Consider the following 18,026-nt stretch of genomic DNA (forward strand, 5'->3'; position numbering starts at 1 on the left):
GGGTCAGGCATTCTCCTTGTCGGCTTCCAGCACGGCCAGCAGCTCCGCGACCTGCTCGTCCGACAGCTGATCGAGGTTCGCCAGCAACCGCTCGGCCTCCTCCTTGGTGGGAGCGGGCTTCGCGGCGGGGGCGGCGGCGGGCTTCACGGCGGCGGCCGACTGCTCCACCTCGTAGCCGAGCCGGGCGACGATCTCCAGCGTGGTGGGATCGAGCGGACGCGGCCACTTGATCTTCTTCCAGCTCTCTCCGAGCCCCTTGTCGATCCCCTTGTGCTGCATGATGTTGGGGTCACCCAGGCCACCCATCATGCGCTCGCGCTTGCCGTCGTACGGCTGGACCACGCGCTCGTCGAAGGGCAGGCCGAGGAAGTCGCACACCCGGGTCATCACCGCGGTGGGATCCTTCACGAGCTGCTCGTACTGCACCCAGTGCACGCGCTCCTTGTCCACGCGGGAGGTGAAGTCGAGCAGGTTGCGGTTGCACAGCGCCCAGACGGTCTCGGCCATCACGTGGGGATCCACGTTGCCGTCACCGAAGAGGCTGGGGCCGAAGAGCCGGTTGAAGCGCAGGCGCACCAGCGACTCCATCACCGTGTACGGGTGGCGGTAGAGGAAGATGTACTTCGGCTGATCGAACATCTCCTCCGAGCGCCAGAGCGTCTCCGGATCCAGCGCGTACGAGGGCGTCTTGTCCACCAGCAGCCGCGGGCCGGACAGCTCCTGGAGCTTCGCGAAGATGTCCTGGGCGGGGGTGTTCTCCGCCACGAAGCGATCGATGAGCGCCTGGCCCGCCGCCGAGTCCAGCCCCAGCAGCTCCATGAAGGCCCACTGCAGGCCGCCCGTGGTCCACTCCATCTCGTTGCCGAAGCCGATGTTCTCGCGCCACTCCTTCATGTTCTCGAAGAAGAGGAGGTTGACCTCGGGCGGGCAGAAGAGCTTCGGGTGCCCGGCGAGCATGACGCGGAAGAGCGTGGAGCCGGCGCGGGGGCTCGAGTGCACGAACACCATGGGCGGGTTCTTGCGCCGACCCTTCGCCGGAGCCGTCCCCTCCACGCGCTGGGGGCGGTAGGGCTTGAGCGGCCAGGCCGACAGCGGCTTGTCGGAGGCCTGCTTCACCGGGTTGGCCAGGCGCTCCATCTCCGACAGCAGGTAGCGGGCCAGCTCGGGGATGGTGGGGAACTCCTGGACCTCGTGCACGTAGAACTGGAACTTGAAGTCCTGCAGCAGGTTGTACGACAGCTCCGCGCCCAGCATCTTCGAATCATGCCCCGCGAGCGAGCCGCCCAGGGGCAGCTGCTCCACCGTGAGGCGCAGCCCCGCGGCGATCTTCCGCCGCAGGTAGTCCTCCATGAGGGACTGGCGCTCGGTGGGGAAGGCGGAGCGCAGCCGCTCGGCGATGGGCTGCTCCGAGGCCTGCGCGCTCTTGCGCAGCTCCTGCTCGATCTTCGCGGCGGTGGCCGCCACGGTGGGCGTCTCGAAGAGGCCGCGCAGCGGCAGGTCCACCTTCAGCTCGGCGTGGATCTGATTGCGCAGCTGCGTGGCCAGCAGCGAGTGGCCGCCCAGCTCGAAGAAGTCGTCGTTGACGCCGATCTTCCCGATGCCCAGCACCTGCTGCCACACCGCGGCGACGCTGCGCTCGAGCTCCGTGCGCGGCTCCACGTACCGGGTGGCCAGCGCGGGCCGGGCGTGGCCCGCCGCGGCCTTCTTCTTCGCGTCACCCGGGGACGTGGAGGACTCGCGCGGGCCCTGGTTGCGGCGGGCCTCCAGGTCGCCCGTGGACAGGACGAGCTGCCCGCCCGGGGCCTGGGTGAGCACGCGGCGGATGACCTCGAGCCCCTCCTGCGGCTGCAGGGCGTAGCGCGCGATCGCCGGGCTCAGCGCCGACAGGTTGGCGCTCTCCTCGAAGCGCATCGCGTCCCAGTCCACGCTGATCCACGGGAAGGAGCCCGCCTCGCTCTGGCGCTCGGCGAAGGTGTCCATGAACTGCGCCGCCGCCGCGTGCGCCACCTGCCCGAAGCCGCCGAGGATGGACGACAGCGACGAGACGATCAGACAGAAAGCGGGGCCCTCCGCCGGGAGCACCTGGCGCAGGACGCACAGCCCCTGCACCTGCGGCGCGAAGTGCGAGGCGCACGCGCTCGCGTCCGTCTCCTGGATGGTGCCCAGCGTGGAGCCCTGGCCCAGCGCTCCCGCGGCGTGGATGACGCCGTCGAGCCGGCCGAAGTGCTCCACCGTCCGGGCCACCACCTGGCGCATGCGCGCCTCGTCCGTCAGGTCCGCGCCGAGCACCAGCACCGAGGCGCCCGCGGCCTCCAGCGCCTGGGCGGCCTTGATCTTCCGGCTCGTGGCGTCCTGCTCGCCCTTGGAGGACAGCCACTGCGTCCACTGCTCGCGGGCGGGGAGCTCCTGGCCCTCCACGAGCACCAGCCGCGCGCGCGACGCACGCGCCAGCTCACCGGCCAGCGCGTGGCCGAGCCCCGTGAGTCCCCCGGTGACGAGGTACACGCCCTGCTCCTTCAGCGTGCGCACGGGGGCGGCCTGGGCCTCCAAGCGCACCGGCTCGAAGGTCTGCACCCAGCGCTGACGGCCGCGCCAGGCGACGACGGCGTCGGACGCACCGGCCTGGAGCTCCGTGAGCAGCCAGGCCGCCACGGCCTCGGCGCCACCCTGGCCCCTCGCCGCCACGTCCACGAAGCGGCAGGTGATGTGCGGGTACTCCTGGGGCACGACGCGGCACGGGCCGAGCAGCATCGCCTTCTCGGGCGAGGGCACGTCCGCGCTCTCCACCTTGCAGGCGCCGTTGGCCGCCACCCACCACGCGAGCGGCTCCGTGCGCCCCTGGGTCCCCAGCGCCCGCGCGAGGAAGAGCTGGCTGTAGAAGCCGGTGTCCAGCGCGCGCTCGAGCGACACGGGCTCGGCCGTCACGCCCCACAGGTGCACCACGCCGTCGAAGGGCTGGCCCTGCGTCTGGAGCGCCTGGAGCAGCGCGGTGTAGTCCTCGCCCCTGCGGGGGTTGAGCGTATAGGTGCCATCGGCGCGGCGGCCGAACGCGTCACCGGCGATGACGCGGATGACGGGCGCGCCCGTCTGGGCGAGCTTCGGCGCGAGCGCCTCGGCCACACCGCCCGCGTCCGCGAAGAGCAGCCAGCCCCGGCCGGGAGCCTTCGCCCCCTGGGCGGCGCGCGGCGGCGTGCGCTTCCACGAGGGCACGTAGAACCAATCGGCGATGTCGCTCTTCTTCTCGGCGGAGGCGGCCGGGCGCGGCGCCGTGCCCGCGGGGCGGGCGTCGAGCCAGTAGCGCTTGCGCTCGAAGGGGTAGGTGGGCAGCGGGACGCGCAGGCGCTTCTCGCGGGCGTAGAAGCCGGACCAGTCGGGGGAGACGCCGTCGAGCCACAGCCGGCCCAACGTGGAGAGCGTGTCACCCGAGCCCACCTCGAGCTGCACCTGCTGCGGCTTCTGCGCGAGCGTCTTCCGCCCGTCTTCGAAGCGCGCGGACTGGCGCGGGAGCGTGGTCCAGTACTCGGCGCGGGTGGCCTGGGAGTCCTCCATCCACGTGCCGGTGACGCTGGAGACGAGGGGAATCCTCGGCGCGTTCAGCTTCAGGCCCGTGGGCTGCCCGCGGCCGGCCACGAGGGTCAGCGCATCGCGCGGCTCGAGCACTCCGGCGAGGCTCGCGGCCACGTACTCCCCGGCGCCGCCACCGAGCAGCGCCTTGGGCTTCACCCCCCAGGACATCCACAGCTGCGCCTGGGCGTACTCGAGGCAGAAGCGCACCGGCCCGGCGAGGGCCTCGCTCGGGGCCGTCCCGGCGTTGAGCAGCTGGCGCACGTCCACCCCGAGCAGCGGCTGCAGCTGCGTGGCGCACGCGTCCAGATGCTCGCGGAAGACGGGCTCGGAGGCGTACAGCGCGCGCGCCAGGTCCAGGGACGGCGCGCCCTGGCCGGAGAACACGAAGGCCACCGGCCGGTCCTGCGCGCCGGGCGAGCCCGTCCACACGCGCTGCGCATCCCGCGTCTTCAGCGCGCGCACGGCCTCGTCGCGCTCACGGCACAGCACCACGCGGCGCACGGCCATGGCCTGCCGTCCCACCTGGAGCGTGTGGGCCACGTCGGCCAGATTCAGCCCGGGGTTCTCCTCGAGGTGCCGCGCCAGGTTGTCCGTGGCCGCCTCGAGCGCCGCCTCGGACTTCGCCGACAGCACGAGCAGCTGCACGGGCCGCGACACGCTCGAGGCCGCCCGGGCGGGCGCCTCCTGGAGCACCACGTGGGCGTTCGTCCCGCCCACGCCGAACGAGCTCACCCCCGCGCGGCGCGGCGCACCCCCGGACGCCTTCCAGTCCTCCAGCGCGGTGTTCACGTAGAAGGGGCTGTTGGCGAAGTCGATCTCCGGGCTCGGCTTCTCGAAGTGCAGGCTGGGCGGCAGCTTCTGGTACTCCAGGGCCATCACGGCCTTGATGAGGCTGGCGACGCCCGAGGCGCCGGACAGGTGGCCGATGTTGCTCTTGAGCGCGCCCACGGCGCAGCGCATCTTCGCCGCGCGCGGGGAGCCGGGCTTGTAGCGGAACGCCTTGGTGAGGGCGCGGATCTCGATCGGGTCTCCCAGGCTCGTGCCGGTGCCATGGGCCTCGATGTAGCCGATGGACTCGGGCTCCACGCCGGCGGCGGCGAGCGCCTCCTCGATGACGGCGGCCTGGCCCTCCACGCTGGGGGCGGTGAAGCCCACCTTGTGCGAGCCGTCGTTGTTGATGGCCGAGCCCTTGATGACGGCATGGATGAAGTCGCCGTCCTTCAGCGCATCCGCGAGCCGCTTGAGCACCACCACGCCCACGCCGCTACCGAAGACGGTGCCCTCCGCCTTCGCGTCGAAGGCGCGGCAGTGGCCGTCGGGAGAGCCGACGCCGCCGGGGACGTAGGTGTAGCCCTCGGGGTGCTTGACCTGGATGGAGATGCCACCGGCCAACGCCATGTCGCACTCCTGGTTGAGGAGGCTCTGGCAGGCCACGTGGGTGGCCACCAGCGACGTGGAGCAGCCGCTGAGCATCGAGTAGCTCGGGCCGCGCAGGTCGAGCTTGTAGGCCACGCGGGTGCTCAGGAAGTCCGTGCCGTTGTTCACGTCCAACTGCATCAGGTCCACCGCGCCGAGCCGGTCCGCGTTGGGCACGATGTTGTAGATGAGGTACGTGTTCGTGGACGCGCCCGCGTACACGCTGATGGCCCCGGGGTAGCGGTCCGGCGCGTAGCCAGCGTGCTCGAGCGCCTCCCAGGCGCACTCCAGGAAGACGCGGTGCTGAGGATCCATCAGCTCCGCCTCGCGGGGCGTGTAGCCGAAGAAGCCCGCGTCGAACAGGTCCGTGCCGTCCATCACCGCGGCGGCCTTCACGTGGCGCGCATCCTCGCGCCGCGCCTTGTCCACCCCGAGCTTCTCCAGCTCGGCGTCACTCACGGGGCGGATGGACTCGACGCCGTTGCACACGTTCTTCCACAGCGCGTCGACGTCTTTCGCGCCGGGGAAGCGGCCGGTCATTCCGATGATGGCGATGTCCTGCTCGTCGATGAAGGTCTCGGGAGGCATGGGTAGGTGTTTCCTGGAACTGGAAAGGAAGGTGGGGGGCTATTCCTCGGAGGCGCCGTCGTCGCGGCGCTGTCTCCGGGCGCGGCGGCGCTCTCCGCGGCCGCGGTTGGCGGAGTCCTCGGACTCCTGCTCCTCGGTGGCACCGGTGGCGGCCTTGAGCAGCTTCGCCAGGGCCTCCACCGTGGGGCCCTCGTAGAGGGTGACGGCGGGCACCGGCACGCCGAACTGCTCACGCACGCGGACGATCAGCTTGATGCCCACGAGCGAGTTGCCACCCAGCTCGAAGAAGTTGTCGTGGACGCCCACCTGGGAGATGCCCAGCATGGACTCCCAGAGCTTCGCGACGGACTCCTCCAGCTCGTCGCGCGGGGCCACGTAGGCGTTCTGCAGCGCCGGGCGGGCCGCGGCCTGCTGGCTCTGCGCGTCGGGCACCACGTGCTCGGCCCGGGCCTGCCCGGCCTGATTCGGGGACTCGGGCCGGGCGGTGCGCTCGAGGCGCGCGGGCAGGGGCGTGGTGGACACGGCCACGTGGGCCACGGGGCCCAGCGCGAGCACGTGCTCGAAGGCCTCGGCGCCCTCGGTGGCGGAGATGGACAGCGCACCGAAGGGCTGGGGCCCCGCGTCGCTCGCCCAGGCGTCCCAGCCCACGCTCAGCCATGGGGTGGGGGACTGCTGCGTCTGACGCAGGGCGAAGGCGTCCATGAAGCTCATGGCGGCGGCGTAGGAAGCGCGTCCGACGCCACCGAGCACCGAGGCCACCGACGAGGCCAGCAGGCAGAAGTCCAGCGGCCGGCCGCGCAGCACCGCCTCGAGCGCGTAGAGCCCGAGCACCCGGCTCTGGAAGAGCAGGTGCGCGTCGGCGGTCGTCACGTCCGCGAGGCTCCGGAAGAGCGAGGCGTCCACGCTACCCGCGGAGAACACCACGCCGTGCAGCGCGCCGAAGCGCGAGAGCGTCTGCTCGACGACGGCCTGGAGCTGCGCCCGGTCGGCCACGTCCGCGTTGGCCACGAGCACCTCGGCGCCGAGCGCCTCGAGCGCCCGCACCTTGCGGATGCGCTGGCCAATGGGCTCCTTCTCCTCGTGGCTCGCGAGCCAGGTGTCCCAGGTGGAGCGCTCGGGCAGGGTGGAGCGGCCCACGAGCACGAGCCGGGCCTTCACGCGCCTGGCGAGCGTCTCGGCGTGGCTGTAGCCGATGGTGCCGAAGCCGCCGAGGACGAGGTAGACGCCCTGCTCACGCAGCGGCGGCCGGCCCGTCGCGTCGGCGGAGACGTCGACGGACTCGAAGACCTGCGCGTGGCGCTGCTGGCCGCGGTACGCGATGACATTCTGGCCGCGCGAGCCGTCGGCGCCCTCGGCGAGGAGCCGCTCGATGAGCTGTGCCTCCTGCCAGCTACCCGGCGCGGGCAGGCTCACGTCCACCGAGCGCGCGGAGAGGTGCGGGTACTCCTGCGGAATGACGCGCACGGGGCCGAGCACGGTGGCCGTCTCGGGGCGGGGGCTCTCCTCGCCGAGCGCCTGCATCCGGTGGGTGACCACGGTGAGCGACACGGGCTTCGCCTCGTGGCGGCCGAGCACCTGGGCGAGGAACAGCAGGCCGTGGAAGCCGTGCTCCTGGGCCGTGTCGAACGAGGCCCCCTGCGCCCCGAAGGTGCTCTCGGGCACCGCGCTCCACAGGTGGAGGATGCGGTCGGGCGCGAGCCCCTGGGCCGTGAGCTGCTCATACAGGGACGCGAAGTCCGCCACCCCGCGGGGGTTGAGGGACCAGTGGCGCTCACCGAGCTGCGCCAGGTGCGAGCCCGGCGAGACGGTGACGACCCGCTGGCCGGCCTCGGCGAGGCGCCGCGCCAGCCGGGCCCCCAGCCCGTCCTGCCCGTGCGCCTCGGGGACGAACAGCCACCAGCACGCCTTCTGCTCGGCCCACGCGCTGGAGGGCGGAAGCGCGCGCTGCCACGAGGGCAGGTAGAACCACCGCGACACGTCCTGCTTCGTGTCCGCGGACGCGCCGTGGGACTTCTTGCCGTGGCCGCCGTCCGCGGGCGGATCCACCCAGTGGCGCTGGCGCTCGAAGGGCGAGGTGGGCAGCGGGATGCGGCGGCGCTTGTCTCCGCCGTGCAGGGCCTCCCAGTCCGGCTCGATACCGGCGAGCCACACGCGGCCGAGCGCGCTGAGCAGGAAGTCGACGTCGTTCCTCTGCTCGCGGGGGTGGCGCACGGAGTTGATGACCGCGTGCCGCGCGCCCTTGGCCGGGTGCTGCCGGGCGAGCGTCGTGAGCGTCTGGCCCGGGCCCACCTCGAGCAGGAGCGCGTCGGCGTCCTCGAGCAGCACGCCCAGCCCCTCGGCGAAGCGCACGGCCTGGCGCAGGTGCTTCGCCCAGTAGTCGGGGCTGGTGGCCTCCTCGGAGGTAATCCACTTGCCCGTCACGTTGGACAGGTAGGGCAGCTGGGGCACCTGCCGCGCCACGCGCCGTACCTGCTCGCGGAAGGCGTCCAGGATGGGGTCCATCATGGACGAGTGGAACGCGTGCGAGGTGTGCAGGCGGGTGGTGGTGACGCCCTCGGCCGTGAGCTTCTGCGCGAGCGCGTCGATGGCGGGAATGGGGCCGGCGACCACGCACGTGCCGGGGTTGTTGACGGCCGCGAGCGACAGCTCCGCGCCGAGCAGCGGCAGCACCTGTGCCTCCGTCCAGGGCACGGCGAGCATGGCGCCCGCGGGCATCTGCTGCATGAGCCGGCCGCGCGCGGCCACGAGCGCCAGCGCGTCCTCCAGCGAGAACACCCCCGCGAGGCACGCGGCCACGTACTCGCCGATGCTGTGGCCAATCATCGCCCGGGGCTTCACACCCCAGGACATCCACAGCCTGGCGAGCGCGTACTCGAGGACGAAGAGCGCGGGCTGGGTGAGCGACGTCTGCTTGAGGCGCTCGGTGGCGGCCTCGCGCTGGGCCTCGGGCGGGTAGAGCACGGTGCGCAGGTCGACGCCCAGGTGCTTCTCGAGCTTCTTCGCGCAGGCGTCCACCTCGTCGCGGAAGACGGGCTCGGACTCGTAGAGGTGCCGGCCCATGTCCACGTACTGGGCGCCCTGGCCGGAGAACATGAACAGGACGGGGCGGCCCCCGGACTCCTGGCCGTCGGTGAAGACGCGGGCGGGATCTCTCGAGGCCAGGGCCTCGGCGGCCTCGGCCACGGTGCGGGCCACCACGATGCGGCGGTGGCTGAAGCGCTTGCGGCCCACCTGGAGCGTGTGGGCCACGTCCGCGAGGTTCAGCCCGGGGTTGTCCCGCAGGTGGCCGGCGAGCCGGTCCGTGGCGGCCTCGAGCGACGCCTTGGAGCGCGCCGAGAGCACCAGCACCTGGGCCGGGCGGCGGGGCTTGTCCGAGGCGGGCAGGACGGGGGTCTCCTCGAGGATGGCGTGCGCGTTGGTGCCGCCCATGCCCAGCGACGTGACGCCCGCGCGGCGCGGCGTCTGGCCCTCGGGCCAGTCGGACAGCTTCGCGTTCACGTAGAAGGGGCTGTTGGCGAAGTCGATGGCGGGGTTGGGCGTCTGGAAGTGGAGCGTGGCCGGAATCTGCTTGTGGTGCAGCACCAGCGCGGCCTTGATGAGGCCCACCGCGCCCGCGGCCGAGTCCAGGTGGCCGATGTTGCTCTTCACCGAGCCGATCGCGCAGAAGCCCTTGCGGTCCGTGCCGGTGCGGAAGGCCTGCGTGAGGCCGGCGATCTCGATGGGATCTCCCATGTGGGTCGCGGTGCCATGGCACTCGATGTAGCCGATGCTGTCCGGCTCCACGCCCGCGAGCGCCTGCGCCAGGGAGACCACTTCGGCCTGGCCCTCGACGCTGGGGGCCATGTAGCTGACCTTCTGCGAGCCGTCGTTGTTGACGGCCGTGGCCTTCACCACGGCGTAGATGGTGTCCCCGTCGGCCACGGCATCCGCGAGCCGCCGCAGCGCCACCACGCCCGCGCCGTGTCCGGAGACGAAGCCCTCTCCCTTGGCGTCGAAGGGGCGGCAGTGGCCGTCGGACGCGGTGGTTCCGCCCTCGTAGTACAGGTAGCCCTGCATCTCCGGGAAGTGGATGGACACGCCGCCGGCCAGGGCCATGTCGCACTCGTAGCCGAGCAGGCTCTGGCAGGCGAAGTGGATGGCGGTGAGCGACGTGGAGGAGGAGGACTGGATGGTGACGGCCGGGCCCTTGAGGTTGAGCCGGTAGGCCACCTCCGTGGTGAGCGCGTCCTTGTCGTTGCCGATGGCGGCCTGGAGGCTCTCCACCGAGGCCACGTGCGACAGGTGCGGGTATACGTTGGTGAGCAGGTACGTGTTCATGCTCATGCCGCCGAACACGCCCGTGCGGCCCGGCTGCCGGTCCGGGCTGTAGCCCGCCGTCTCCATCGCCTCCCAGGCGCACTGCAGGAAGACGCGGTGCTGCGGATCCATCAACGCCGCCTCGCGCGGGTTGAGCCCGAAGAAGGCCGCGTCGAACTGGTCCGTGTCCCCCAGCACCCCGCACGCCTTCACGTAGTTGGGCGCGCGCACCAGCGCCGGGTCGATGCCGCTGGAGATCAGCTCCTCGTCGGTGAAGAACGAGATGGACTCGACGCCCTCGCGCAGCTTCTTCCAGAACTCGGCGATGGTGCGCGAGCCGGGGAGGTGGGCGGCCAGGCCGACGATGGCGATCCCTTCCAGCTCGGGCGTGTTCTCGGTGGTCATGGGGCGTTCCGTGGTGTCAGTGGAAATGGGGTGGGGGGTCGTCGGCTACTTGGAACCGGGCTTGCGCAAACGGGCCTGGGCCTGCTGCTGGCGCTTGCCCATGGCGCTCTTGCGCTTGTCGGCCTCGTCCTTGAGCTTCTGGGCGGAGGCGGTGGCGGTGGCGTCGTCCGGCGTGCGCGTGAGGAACTGCGCCAGCGCGCTGACGGTCGAGTACTTGAACATGTCCACGAGGGCGAGCTCGAGCTTCAGCTCCTCGCGCAGGCGGCGGTGCACCCGGGCGAGCAGCATGGAGTTGCCACCCAGCTCGAAGAAGTTGTCGTGCAGGCCCACGCGGTCGAGCTTGAGGATGTCCTGCAACACGGCGGCGATGTCGCGCTCGAGCGAGCTGGTGGGCGCGGCGTAGGCGGCGGCCAGGGCGGGGCGCTCGCCCTCGGGGACGGGCAGGGCGCGGGTGTCCACCTTGCCGTTGGGCGAGAGCGGCAGCGCCGGCAGCGGCATGAAGAGGGAGGGCAGCATGTAGGGCGGCAGCCGCTCGGACAGCCACGCATGCAGCCCGGCCGTCGTCTGCTCGGCGTCGGAGAGCACCACGTACGCCACCAGCCGCTTGTCCCCCGGCGAGTCCTCGCGCGCCATGACGAGCGCATCGCGCACCGCCGCATGCTGCTTGAGGGCCGCCTCCACCTCGCCCAGCTCGATCCGGAAGCCGCGGATCTTCACCTGATCATCCACGCGCTGCAGGTACTCGAGCACGCCGTCGGGCAGCCAGCGGGCCAGGTCGCCGGTGCGGTACAGGCGCTCGCCGGGACGGAACGGGTGGGGGATGAAGCGCTCGGAGGACAGCTCCGGGCGGCGCCAGTAGCCGCGCGCCAGGCCCAGGCCTCCCACGTACAGCTCGCCCCGGCAGCCCACGGGCAGCGGGTTGTGCTGGGCATCGAGCACGTACACGGTGGTGTTGATGACGGGCCGGCCGATGGGCACCCAGGTGTGGGCCCGCAGGTCCTCGGCGCGGATGGGGTGGTACGTGGAGCAGACGGTGGTCTCGGTGAGGCCGTAGCCGTTGACCACCTGGGTGCTCTCCAGCAGGCGCTCCATGTCGCTGGCCACGAGCGCCTCGCCGCCACTGAGGACGAGGCGGATGGGGGGCAGCTCGTCCTTGCGCGCGTTGAGCCCGGTGAGCACGGCGGGCACGGTGCTGAGGATGGAGATGGCGTGGCGGGAAATCAGCCCGAAGAGCTTCTCCAGGTCGAGGATCTCCTCCTCGGTGGGCAGCACGAGCGTGCCCCCGGCGCACAGCAGCGGGAGGATCTCTCCCACGAAGCTGGCCGAGGCGAGCGAGGTGAGCGGGAGGATTCGGTCTTGCGCGCCGGGCTGGTACGAGTCGATGAACGAGCGCACCAGGTTGGTGATGCCGCCGTGCTCCAACATGACGCCCTTGGGCTGGCCGGTGGAGCCGGAGGTGTAGATGAGGCACGCCAGGGCACCGGGAGCGACGGGCGCCACACGGGCCGGGGCCTCCTCGCCGCTGGAGCCCCAGTCCAGGTCCGTGTCCAGGCAGAGGATGCGCAGCGCGCCGTCCTTCTGCGTGAGCTGGCCGAGCTGCGCGCGCAGCCAGGACTGGGTGAGGAGCAGGGGGGCCTGGGCATCGGAGAGGACGTAGGCCAGACGCTCGCCGGGGTAGGCCGGGTCGAGCGGCACGTAGGCGGCGCCCGTCTGCAGCACACCGAGCACGGAAACGAGGGTCTCCAGCGAGCGCTCCAGGCACAGGCCGACGATGGAGCCGGGGCCCACGCCCTCGGAGCGCAGCCACGCGGCGAGCCGGCCCGCGCGCTGCTTCAGCTCGCGGTAGGACAGCCGCTCGTCCTTGAAGAGCACGGCGGTGGCGTCGGGGGTGCGCTCGGCCTGGGCGGAGAACAGCGCGGGCACGTTCATGTCCGCGGTGAGGGGCACGTGCGCGCCCTGCCAGTCCACGAGGAGCTGCTGGCGCTCGGCGTCGGTGAGCAGGGGCAGCGCGGCGAGCGGCTGGCGCGGGTTGGCGGCGATGCCCGAGAGCAGCGTGCGCAGGTGCCCCGCCATGCGGGCGATGGAGTCCGCCTCGAAGAGGTCGGTGTTGTACTCGAAGGAGGCCACCATGCCGCCGTCCGCCTCGCCCAGGGTGAGCGAGAGGTCGAACTGGGCGACGGAGTGCTCCAGCGCGAGCGACTCGAGCTTCAGCCCGGCCAGCTCGGCCCGTGCGCCGGGGATGTCGAGGGCGAAGGGCGTGAGGCCGCGCTCATCCAGCTTGTAGGCGCGCTGGTAGGAGAACATCACCTGGAAGAGCGGCGAGCGGCTGGGGTCGCGCACCGGCTGCAGCCGCTCGACGAGCGTGTTGAAGGGGTAGTCCTGGTGCTCGAAGGCCTCCAGCGTCGTCTGGCGCGTGCGGGCGAGGAAGGCCTCGAAGCTCTGCTCCGGAGAGGGCCGGGTGCGCAGGACGAGCGGGTTGACGAAGTAGCCGGCCACGCGCGACAGCTCGGCCCTGCCGCGGCCGGCGCTCACCACGCCGAGGGTGAAGTCCTGCTGGCCGGTGTAGCGGTGCAGCAGCACCTGGAAGGCCGTCTGCAGCACCATGGCGAGCGTGGAGCCCCGGGCCTGGGCGAGCGCCTTGAGCTGCTCCACCAGCTTCGCGTCCAGCCGCGAGGTGTGGACGCGGCCCACGAAGGTCTGCACGGGCGGGCGCGGGTGGTCCGTGGGCAGGTCCAGCACGGGCAGCTCCCCGGACAGCTGCTGGCGCCAGTACGCCTCGAGCGCCTGGCCCCGGGGCCCGGCGAGCATCGTGGCCTGGGCGCGCGCGGCGTCGGCGGCGGTGGCCTCGAGCGGCGGCAGCTCGGCCTTCCGGCCCGCGCACTCGGCGGGGTAGAGCGCGTCGAGCTCCTCGGCGAGCACGGCGATGGACCAGAAGTCGGTGACGATGTGGTGCATCGTCATGAGGAGCACGTGCTCCTGGGGCGAGCGGGTGAAGACGCGCACGCGCAGCAGCGGGCCATGCTCCAGGTCGAAGGGCTGCTTCGCCTCGTCATTCAGGCGCGCGTCAAGCCCCGCGTCGGCGAGCGCGGCGGCCTCCACGGCCTGGAAGTCGAGCGCCAGGTGCTCGTGCACGTGCTGCACGGGGCCCGAGGCCGTCATGGTGAAGGTGGTGCGCAGCGCGGGGTGGCGGGCGACGAGCGTGTCGAAGCAGCGGCGCAGCGCGGCCACGTCCAGGGCGGAGCGGATGCGCACGGCGATGGGCACGTGGTACGCGGAGCTGGTGGGCGCGAGCTGGTGCAGGAACCACAGGGCCTGCTGGCCGCCGGACAGCGGCGCGTCTCCCCCGGCGCTCGGCGCCTTCTCCTGCTTCACGGGCGCGGGCGCGGCGAGGTAGCCGAGCACCAGCTCGGCGAACTTCGTGAGCGTGGGGCCCTGCATGACGTCCTGGAGCGGCACCTCGAGGCCGAGGCTCGACTCGACGGTGCTCTTCAGGTCCACCGCCATCAGCGAGTCCATGCCGAAGGCGTAGAGCGACTTGTTCGGATCCAACTGGTGGGAGGGGATGCGCAGCACGCGCGCGGCCTGCTCCTGCAGGTGCAGCAGCAGCAGCGAGTGGCGCGCCTGGGGATCCTGCACGGCGGCGAGCGCCTTCTGGATGAAGCTCGGCTCGCGCTGGGGGGCGGCGGCCTGCTCCTTGGGCGCGGGCGGCGCGTCCAGCACGCTCTTGTGGACGATCTCCAGGCTGTCGGAGAGGAAGTCCTTCCTGGTCGCGTGGCGCTGGATCTTCCCGCTCGACGTCTTGGGGATGCTGCCCGCCTGGAGCAGGAGCACGCCGTGGGCCTGCACCTCGTGCTGGTCCGCGATGGCCTGGCGGATGCCCTGCGCGAGTGCGTCCAGGTCCACGCTGCCGGACTCGACGGCGCGGCGGTCGATTTCATGCGCCACCACCAGGCGCTCCTCGCCGTGGAGCTCCACGGCGAACGCGGCGCCGCAGCCGGGACGCAGGGCCGGGTGGGTCTTCTCCACCGTCAGCTCCAGGTCCTGCGGGTAGTGGTTGCGGCCGCGGATGATGATGAGATCCTTGAGGCGCCCGGAGACGAACAGCTCGCCGTCGAGCAGGAAGCCGAGGTCCCCGGTGCGCAGGTAGCGCAGGCCGTCCTTCGCGCCCTGGGGCACGCCGTGGAAGGCGCGGGCGGAGGCCTCGGGGTTGCCCCAGTAGCCCTGGGCCACGCTGGGGCCGGACACCCAGATTTCACCCACCTCGCCCGGGGCGCAGGGGGCGCCCGTCTCGGGGTGGACGATGAGCAGCTTCTGGTCCGTGAGGCAGCGGCCCGAGCCCACCTGCGTCTGCGCGGTGGGGTGCGAGGTGGGCACCTGCTCCGCCTTGCTCTTCTGCAGCGCCACGGTGTCGAAGGTGCGCAGGATGGGCGGCTCGGCCTTGGCGCCACCGGTGGCGATGAGCGTGGCCTCGGCGAGGCCGTAGCACGGGTAGTAGGCCTCCCGGCGGAAGCCGCGCGGCCCGAAGGTCTCCACGAAGCGGTCGAGCGTCTCGGGGCGGATGGGCTCGGCGCCGTTGAAGGCCAGGTCCCAGTGGCTCAGGTCGAGCGCGGCGAGCTCCTCGGGCGTCACCTTCCGGGTGCACAGGTCATACGCGAAGTTGGGGCCGCCGCTGGTGGTGGCCTTGTACTTGGAGATGGCCTGGAGCCAGCGCAGGGGCTTCTTGAGGAAGTCCACGGGCGACAGGAGCACCACGGGGAAGCCGCCGTAGAGCGGCTGGAGGATGCCGCCGATGAGGCCCATGTCGTGGTAGGGCGGCAGCCAGATGACGCCCTGGCTCTTGCGCGAGTGCCCGAAGCACGCGTGGATGAGGGCCAGGTTGTGCAGCAGGTTGGCGTGCGTGAGCATCACGCCCTTGGGCGTGCTGGTGGAGCCCGAGGTGTACTGGAGGAAGGACAGCGTGTCGGGGCGGCTGCCCGGATCCTTCCAGCCCTCGGCGGCCGAGGGCTCCAGCGTGTCGGTGGCCATCCACTGGAGCTCCTTCAGCTCGGGGGCCTGCTCGAAGAGCATCTCGGCCATGCCGAGGATGAAGTCGGTGGTGAGGGCCACCGTGGCCTGGGCGTCGTTGCTGATGGCGAGCAGCCGGGGCAGGGTGCGTCCCAGCCGCATCGGGTCCGGCGGGTAGATGGGGACGGCGGTGACGCCGGCGTAGAGACAACCGAAGAAGCCCGCGATGTAGTCGAGCCCCGGCGGGTAGAGCAGCAGGGCGCGCTGGCCCTGGGCGCCCATGCGCTGCAGCGAGGCGGCGATGGCGCGGGCCTTCGCATCCAGCTCCGCGTAGGTGAGGTGGGCCTCCTCGCTCTCGCCGTCGACGAGGAACGTGTAGCCACGAGTGTCGGGCTCCTGCCGGGCGCGCGTGCGCAGCAGCTCGACGAGCGTGTCACAGCGCACATCGGGGACGGCGGGGGAACCGGAGATGGTACCGGAGGTCATGGAGGGGCTCCTCGGCGCGTGGGCTTTCGCCCACGGCACGTGGGGTTCGACTCACACAGGGCGGTGAGGGTGGATTCTAGAAAGTGGCTCCGACTTCCATCAGGCCGACCGAGTAGTACAGGCCGAGGCCTGGCAGGTCCGAGCCGGCGCCCACTCCGAGCTGGAGCAGGGAGAGCTGCACCGAGGGCAGGGAGAAGCGCACGGGGGCGAGCGAGACGCCCAGGGCCATGCCCGGGCCCGTGAGGCGGCTGGGGTGCCCGGGCGTGAGGAAGCTCAGGCGATCACCGAACAGGGTGGACACCGTGAGGAGGGCCGCGGGAGCCCACGTGCCCTGGCGCTGGATGCCGGCACCCACGCGCAGCGACGCCGCGTTGCCGAGCATCGACAGGTAGCTGAGGTCCGCCTGGAGGATGAAGCGCTCGTCGAGGGTGTCCCGGAGGCCGATGCCACCGCCGATGCCGCCCATCGTCCGGGCGCTGGACAGGTACACCTGCGCTCCCGCCGTGGCATAGACGCTGAGCTGGTGACGCGAGGCCGGCGCCTCCTCGGCGCGAGCGTTCGTGGGGACGGCCAGGAGCCCCAGCGCGAGCGCGCCGGTCTGGAGGAACGGGTGCTGTGCGAGCTTCATTGCTGCGGTCCTCCCGCCCAGTAGGCGATGGCGGCGGCGGCCACGCGGGCGGCCTGCCCGAGCCGCACGGGATCCAGCTTGTCCGGCGTGTCGGTCTCCTTGTGGTAGTGCTGGTTGCGGAAGCTGGCGGTGTCGGTGAGGAACACGGCCTTCTGGTGGGCGTACCAGAAGGGCACGTGATCGCTGCGCGTGAGCGGCTCACCCACGGTGGGCATCCCATGGCCCGGGGAGATGAGCGGCACGGTGCTCATCAGCTTCAGCGAGTCGTTGAGCGCGTAGAGCTCGGCCGCCTCGTGACTGGACTCGTCGTTGGCGATGACGGCCAGGAAGTCGCCCCGGGTGGGCGAGGGCAGGCCGGGCAGCGACTGCTGCGAGCCCTCCTCGTCGGAGTAGTACCCGATGCAGTCGAAGATGAGCGCGTTGAGGACCTTCTCGCTCTTGCCTTCCGCGACGTAGTGGTGGCTGCCCTTGATCCCGTACTCCTCGAGATCGAAGCCGACGAAGCGGATGGTGCGCTCGAAGCGGTAGTGGGAGAGCACCCGGGCGATCTCCAGCATCGCCGCCACGCCGCTGCTGTTGTCATCGGCGCCCTGCCAGAAGGCATCGAAGTGGGCGCCCACCAGGATGACCTCGTCGGGCTTCGTGGTGCCCTTGAGCTCCGCGACGATGTTGTTGGTGCGCAGCAGTCCCTCGCCCGACACGTCGTCGGTGACCGGCACATCCAGCGCCTGCAGTTGAGAGCGGACCCAGTTGCCCGACGCGCTGTTGGAGAGGTGGCACAGCTCGGGGAAGATCTTGACCAGGGCCGGATCCCCGGAGAAGAGCGGCTCGCAGTCGATCGACATGTCCGCGCCGTGCTTCTCCGTGAGCGTGAGGAGGTTGCTCCAGACGCGCTGCGGATCCACCTCCTCGGTGATCGTCTTGAGGGCGGGGAGGTCTGCTCCTTCGAGGACCTGGGTGGGGGCGCACGAGGCGCCGCCGGCGAGTCCGAGGCCCGCGGTGAGCAGGAGGACGGAGGAACGAACCGGGAGTCTCATAGTTGCATCTCCACACGGGCCAGGCCGATCTGCAGCCGCTGCACCGAGCCGAAGGGGGGGCCCACGGGACCCCACTGCACCTCGGGGCCTCCCACGATGAAGCGGCCGAAGTGGAACCGCAGGGGCGCGGCGTGGATGGCGGCGTAGAACGGACCCGTCAGCGCGTCATCGTTCCCGAACCACTCGGTGGCGAAGGGGAGCCGCACCCGCTGCCAGGGCAGGGCGACGCGGCTGTAGCCCACCTCGAAGCCCATACCGGGCTCCCACAGGCCCAGGCGCGCGCGCAGCTCCGTGCGGGCGAAGGCCTCGAGCGGAAACGTCGTCTTGCTGGTGGGCAGGGCGAAGCGCAGGCCGCCGCCCACGTACAGGTGGCGCCGCAAGCCGCTGGTGCCCAGCGCGCGCAGGTATGCGGCCTCCAGGCTCGTCACTTCCTCGGAGGGGCGCTGCATGCCGAGGTGGCGGAAGTCCGAGACACCGACGGAGACGCCTTGGGCCACGGGCTCGCCGGGAGCGGGGGAGTCCACCGGCTGTGCCAGGGCCACCGAGGCCATGAGCCATGCGCCCAGGACCATCCATCTTGAGAGATGAGTGTGCATGAT

6 protein-coding genes are annotated in these 18,026 nt (G+C 71.7%); all 6 read right to left on the reverse strand.

Annotation, left to right across the window (positions count from 1 at the left end; translation table 11 throughout):
* Positions 1–3 precede the first annotated feature (3 nt).
* Positions 4–5,571: an SDR family NAD(P)-dependent oxidoreductase gene (locus tag ACJ8AN_RS01525; protein ID WP_407753388.1), complete on the reverse strand. Its 5,568-nt coding sequence runs from the start codon at positions 5,569–5,571 to the stop codon at positions 4–6.
* Positions 5,572–5,610: 39 nt separating this feature from the next.
* On the reverse strand, positions 5,611–10,272 hold the full coding sequence (locus ACJ8AN_RS01530; RefSeq protein ID WP_407753389.1) for an SDR family oxidoreductase: 4,662 nt from the start codon (positions 10,270–10,272) through the stop codon (positions 5,611–5,613).
* A 45-nt stretch (positions 10,273–10,317) separates the two neighbouring features.
* A complete protein-coding gene (locus ACJ8AN_RS01535; protein ID WP_407753390.1) occupies positions 10,318–15,762 on the reverse strand; it encodes an amino acid adenylation domain-containing protein in 5,445 nt (1,814 codons plus the stop codon).
* A 76-nt stretch (positions 15,763–15,838) separates the two neighbouring features.
* Positions 15,839–16,390 (reverse strand): hypothetical protein, encoded by a 552-nt coding sequence (locus ACJ8AN_RS01540; protein ID WP_407753391.1) that lies wholly within the window; start codon positions 16,388–16,390, stop codon positions 15,839–15,841.
* Entirely contained in the window at positions 16,387–17,427 is a 1,041-nt protein-coding gene (locus ACJ8AN_RS01545; protein WP_407753392.1) for a M28 family peptidase, read from the reverse strand. The genes ACJ8AN_RS01540 and ACJ8AN_RS01545 overlap by 4 nt, the downstream gene beginning before the upstream one ends.
* Entirely contained in the window at positions 17,424–17,999 is a 576-nt protein-coding gene (locus tag ACJ8AN_RS01550) for a hypothetical protein (RefSeq protein WP_407753393.1), read from the reverse strand. Before ACJ8AN_RS01550 ends, ACJ8AN_RS01545 begins: the two co-directional genes overlap by 4 nt.
* Between the last annotated feature and the right edge of the window lie 27 nt (positions 18,000–18,026).

It is taken from the genome of Archangium sp., assembly GCF_045802675.1.
Classification (GTDB): domain Bacteria; phylum Myxococcota; class Myxococcia; order Myxococcales; family Myxococcaceae; genus Archangium.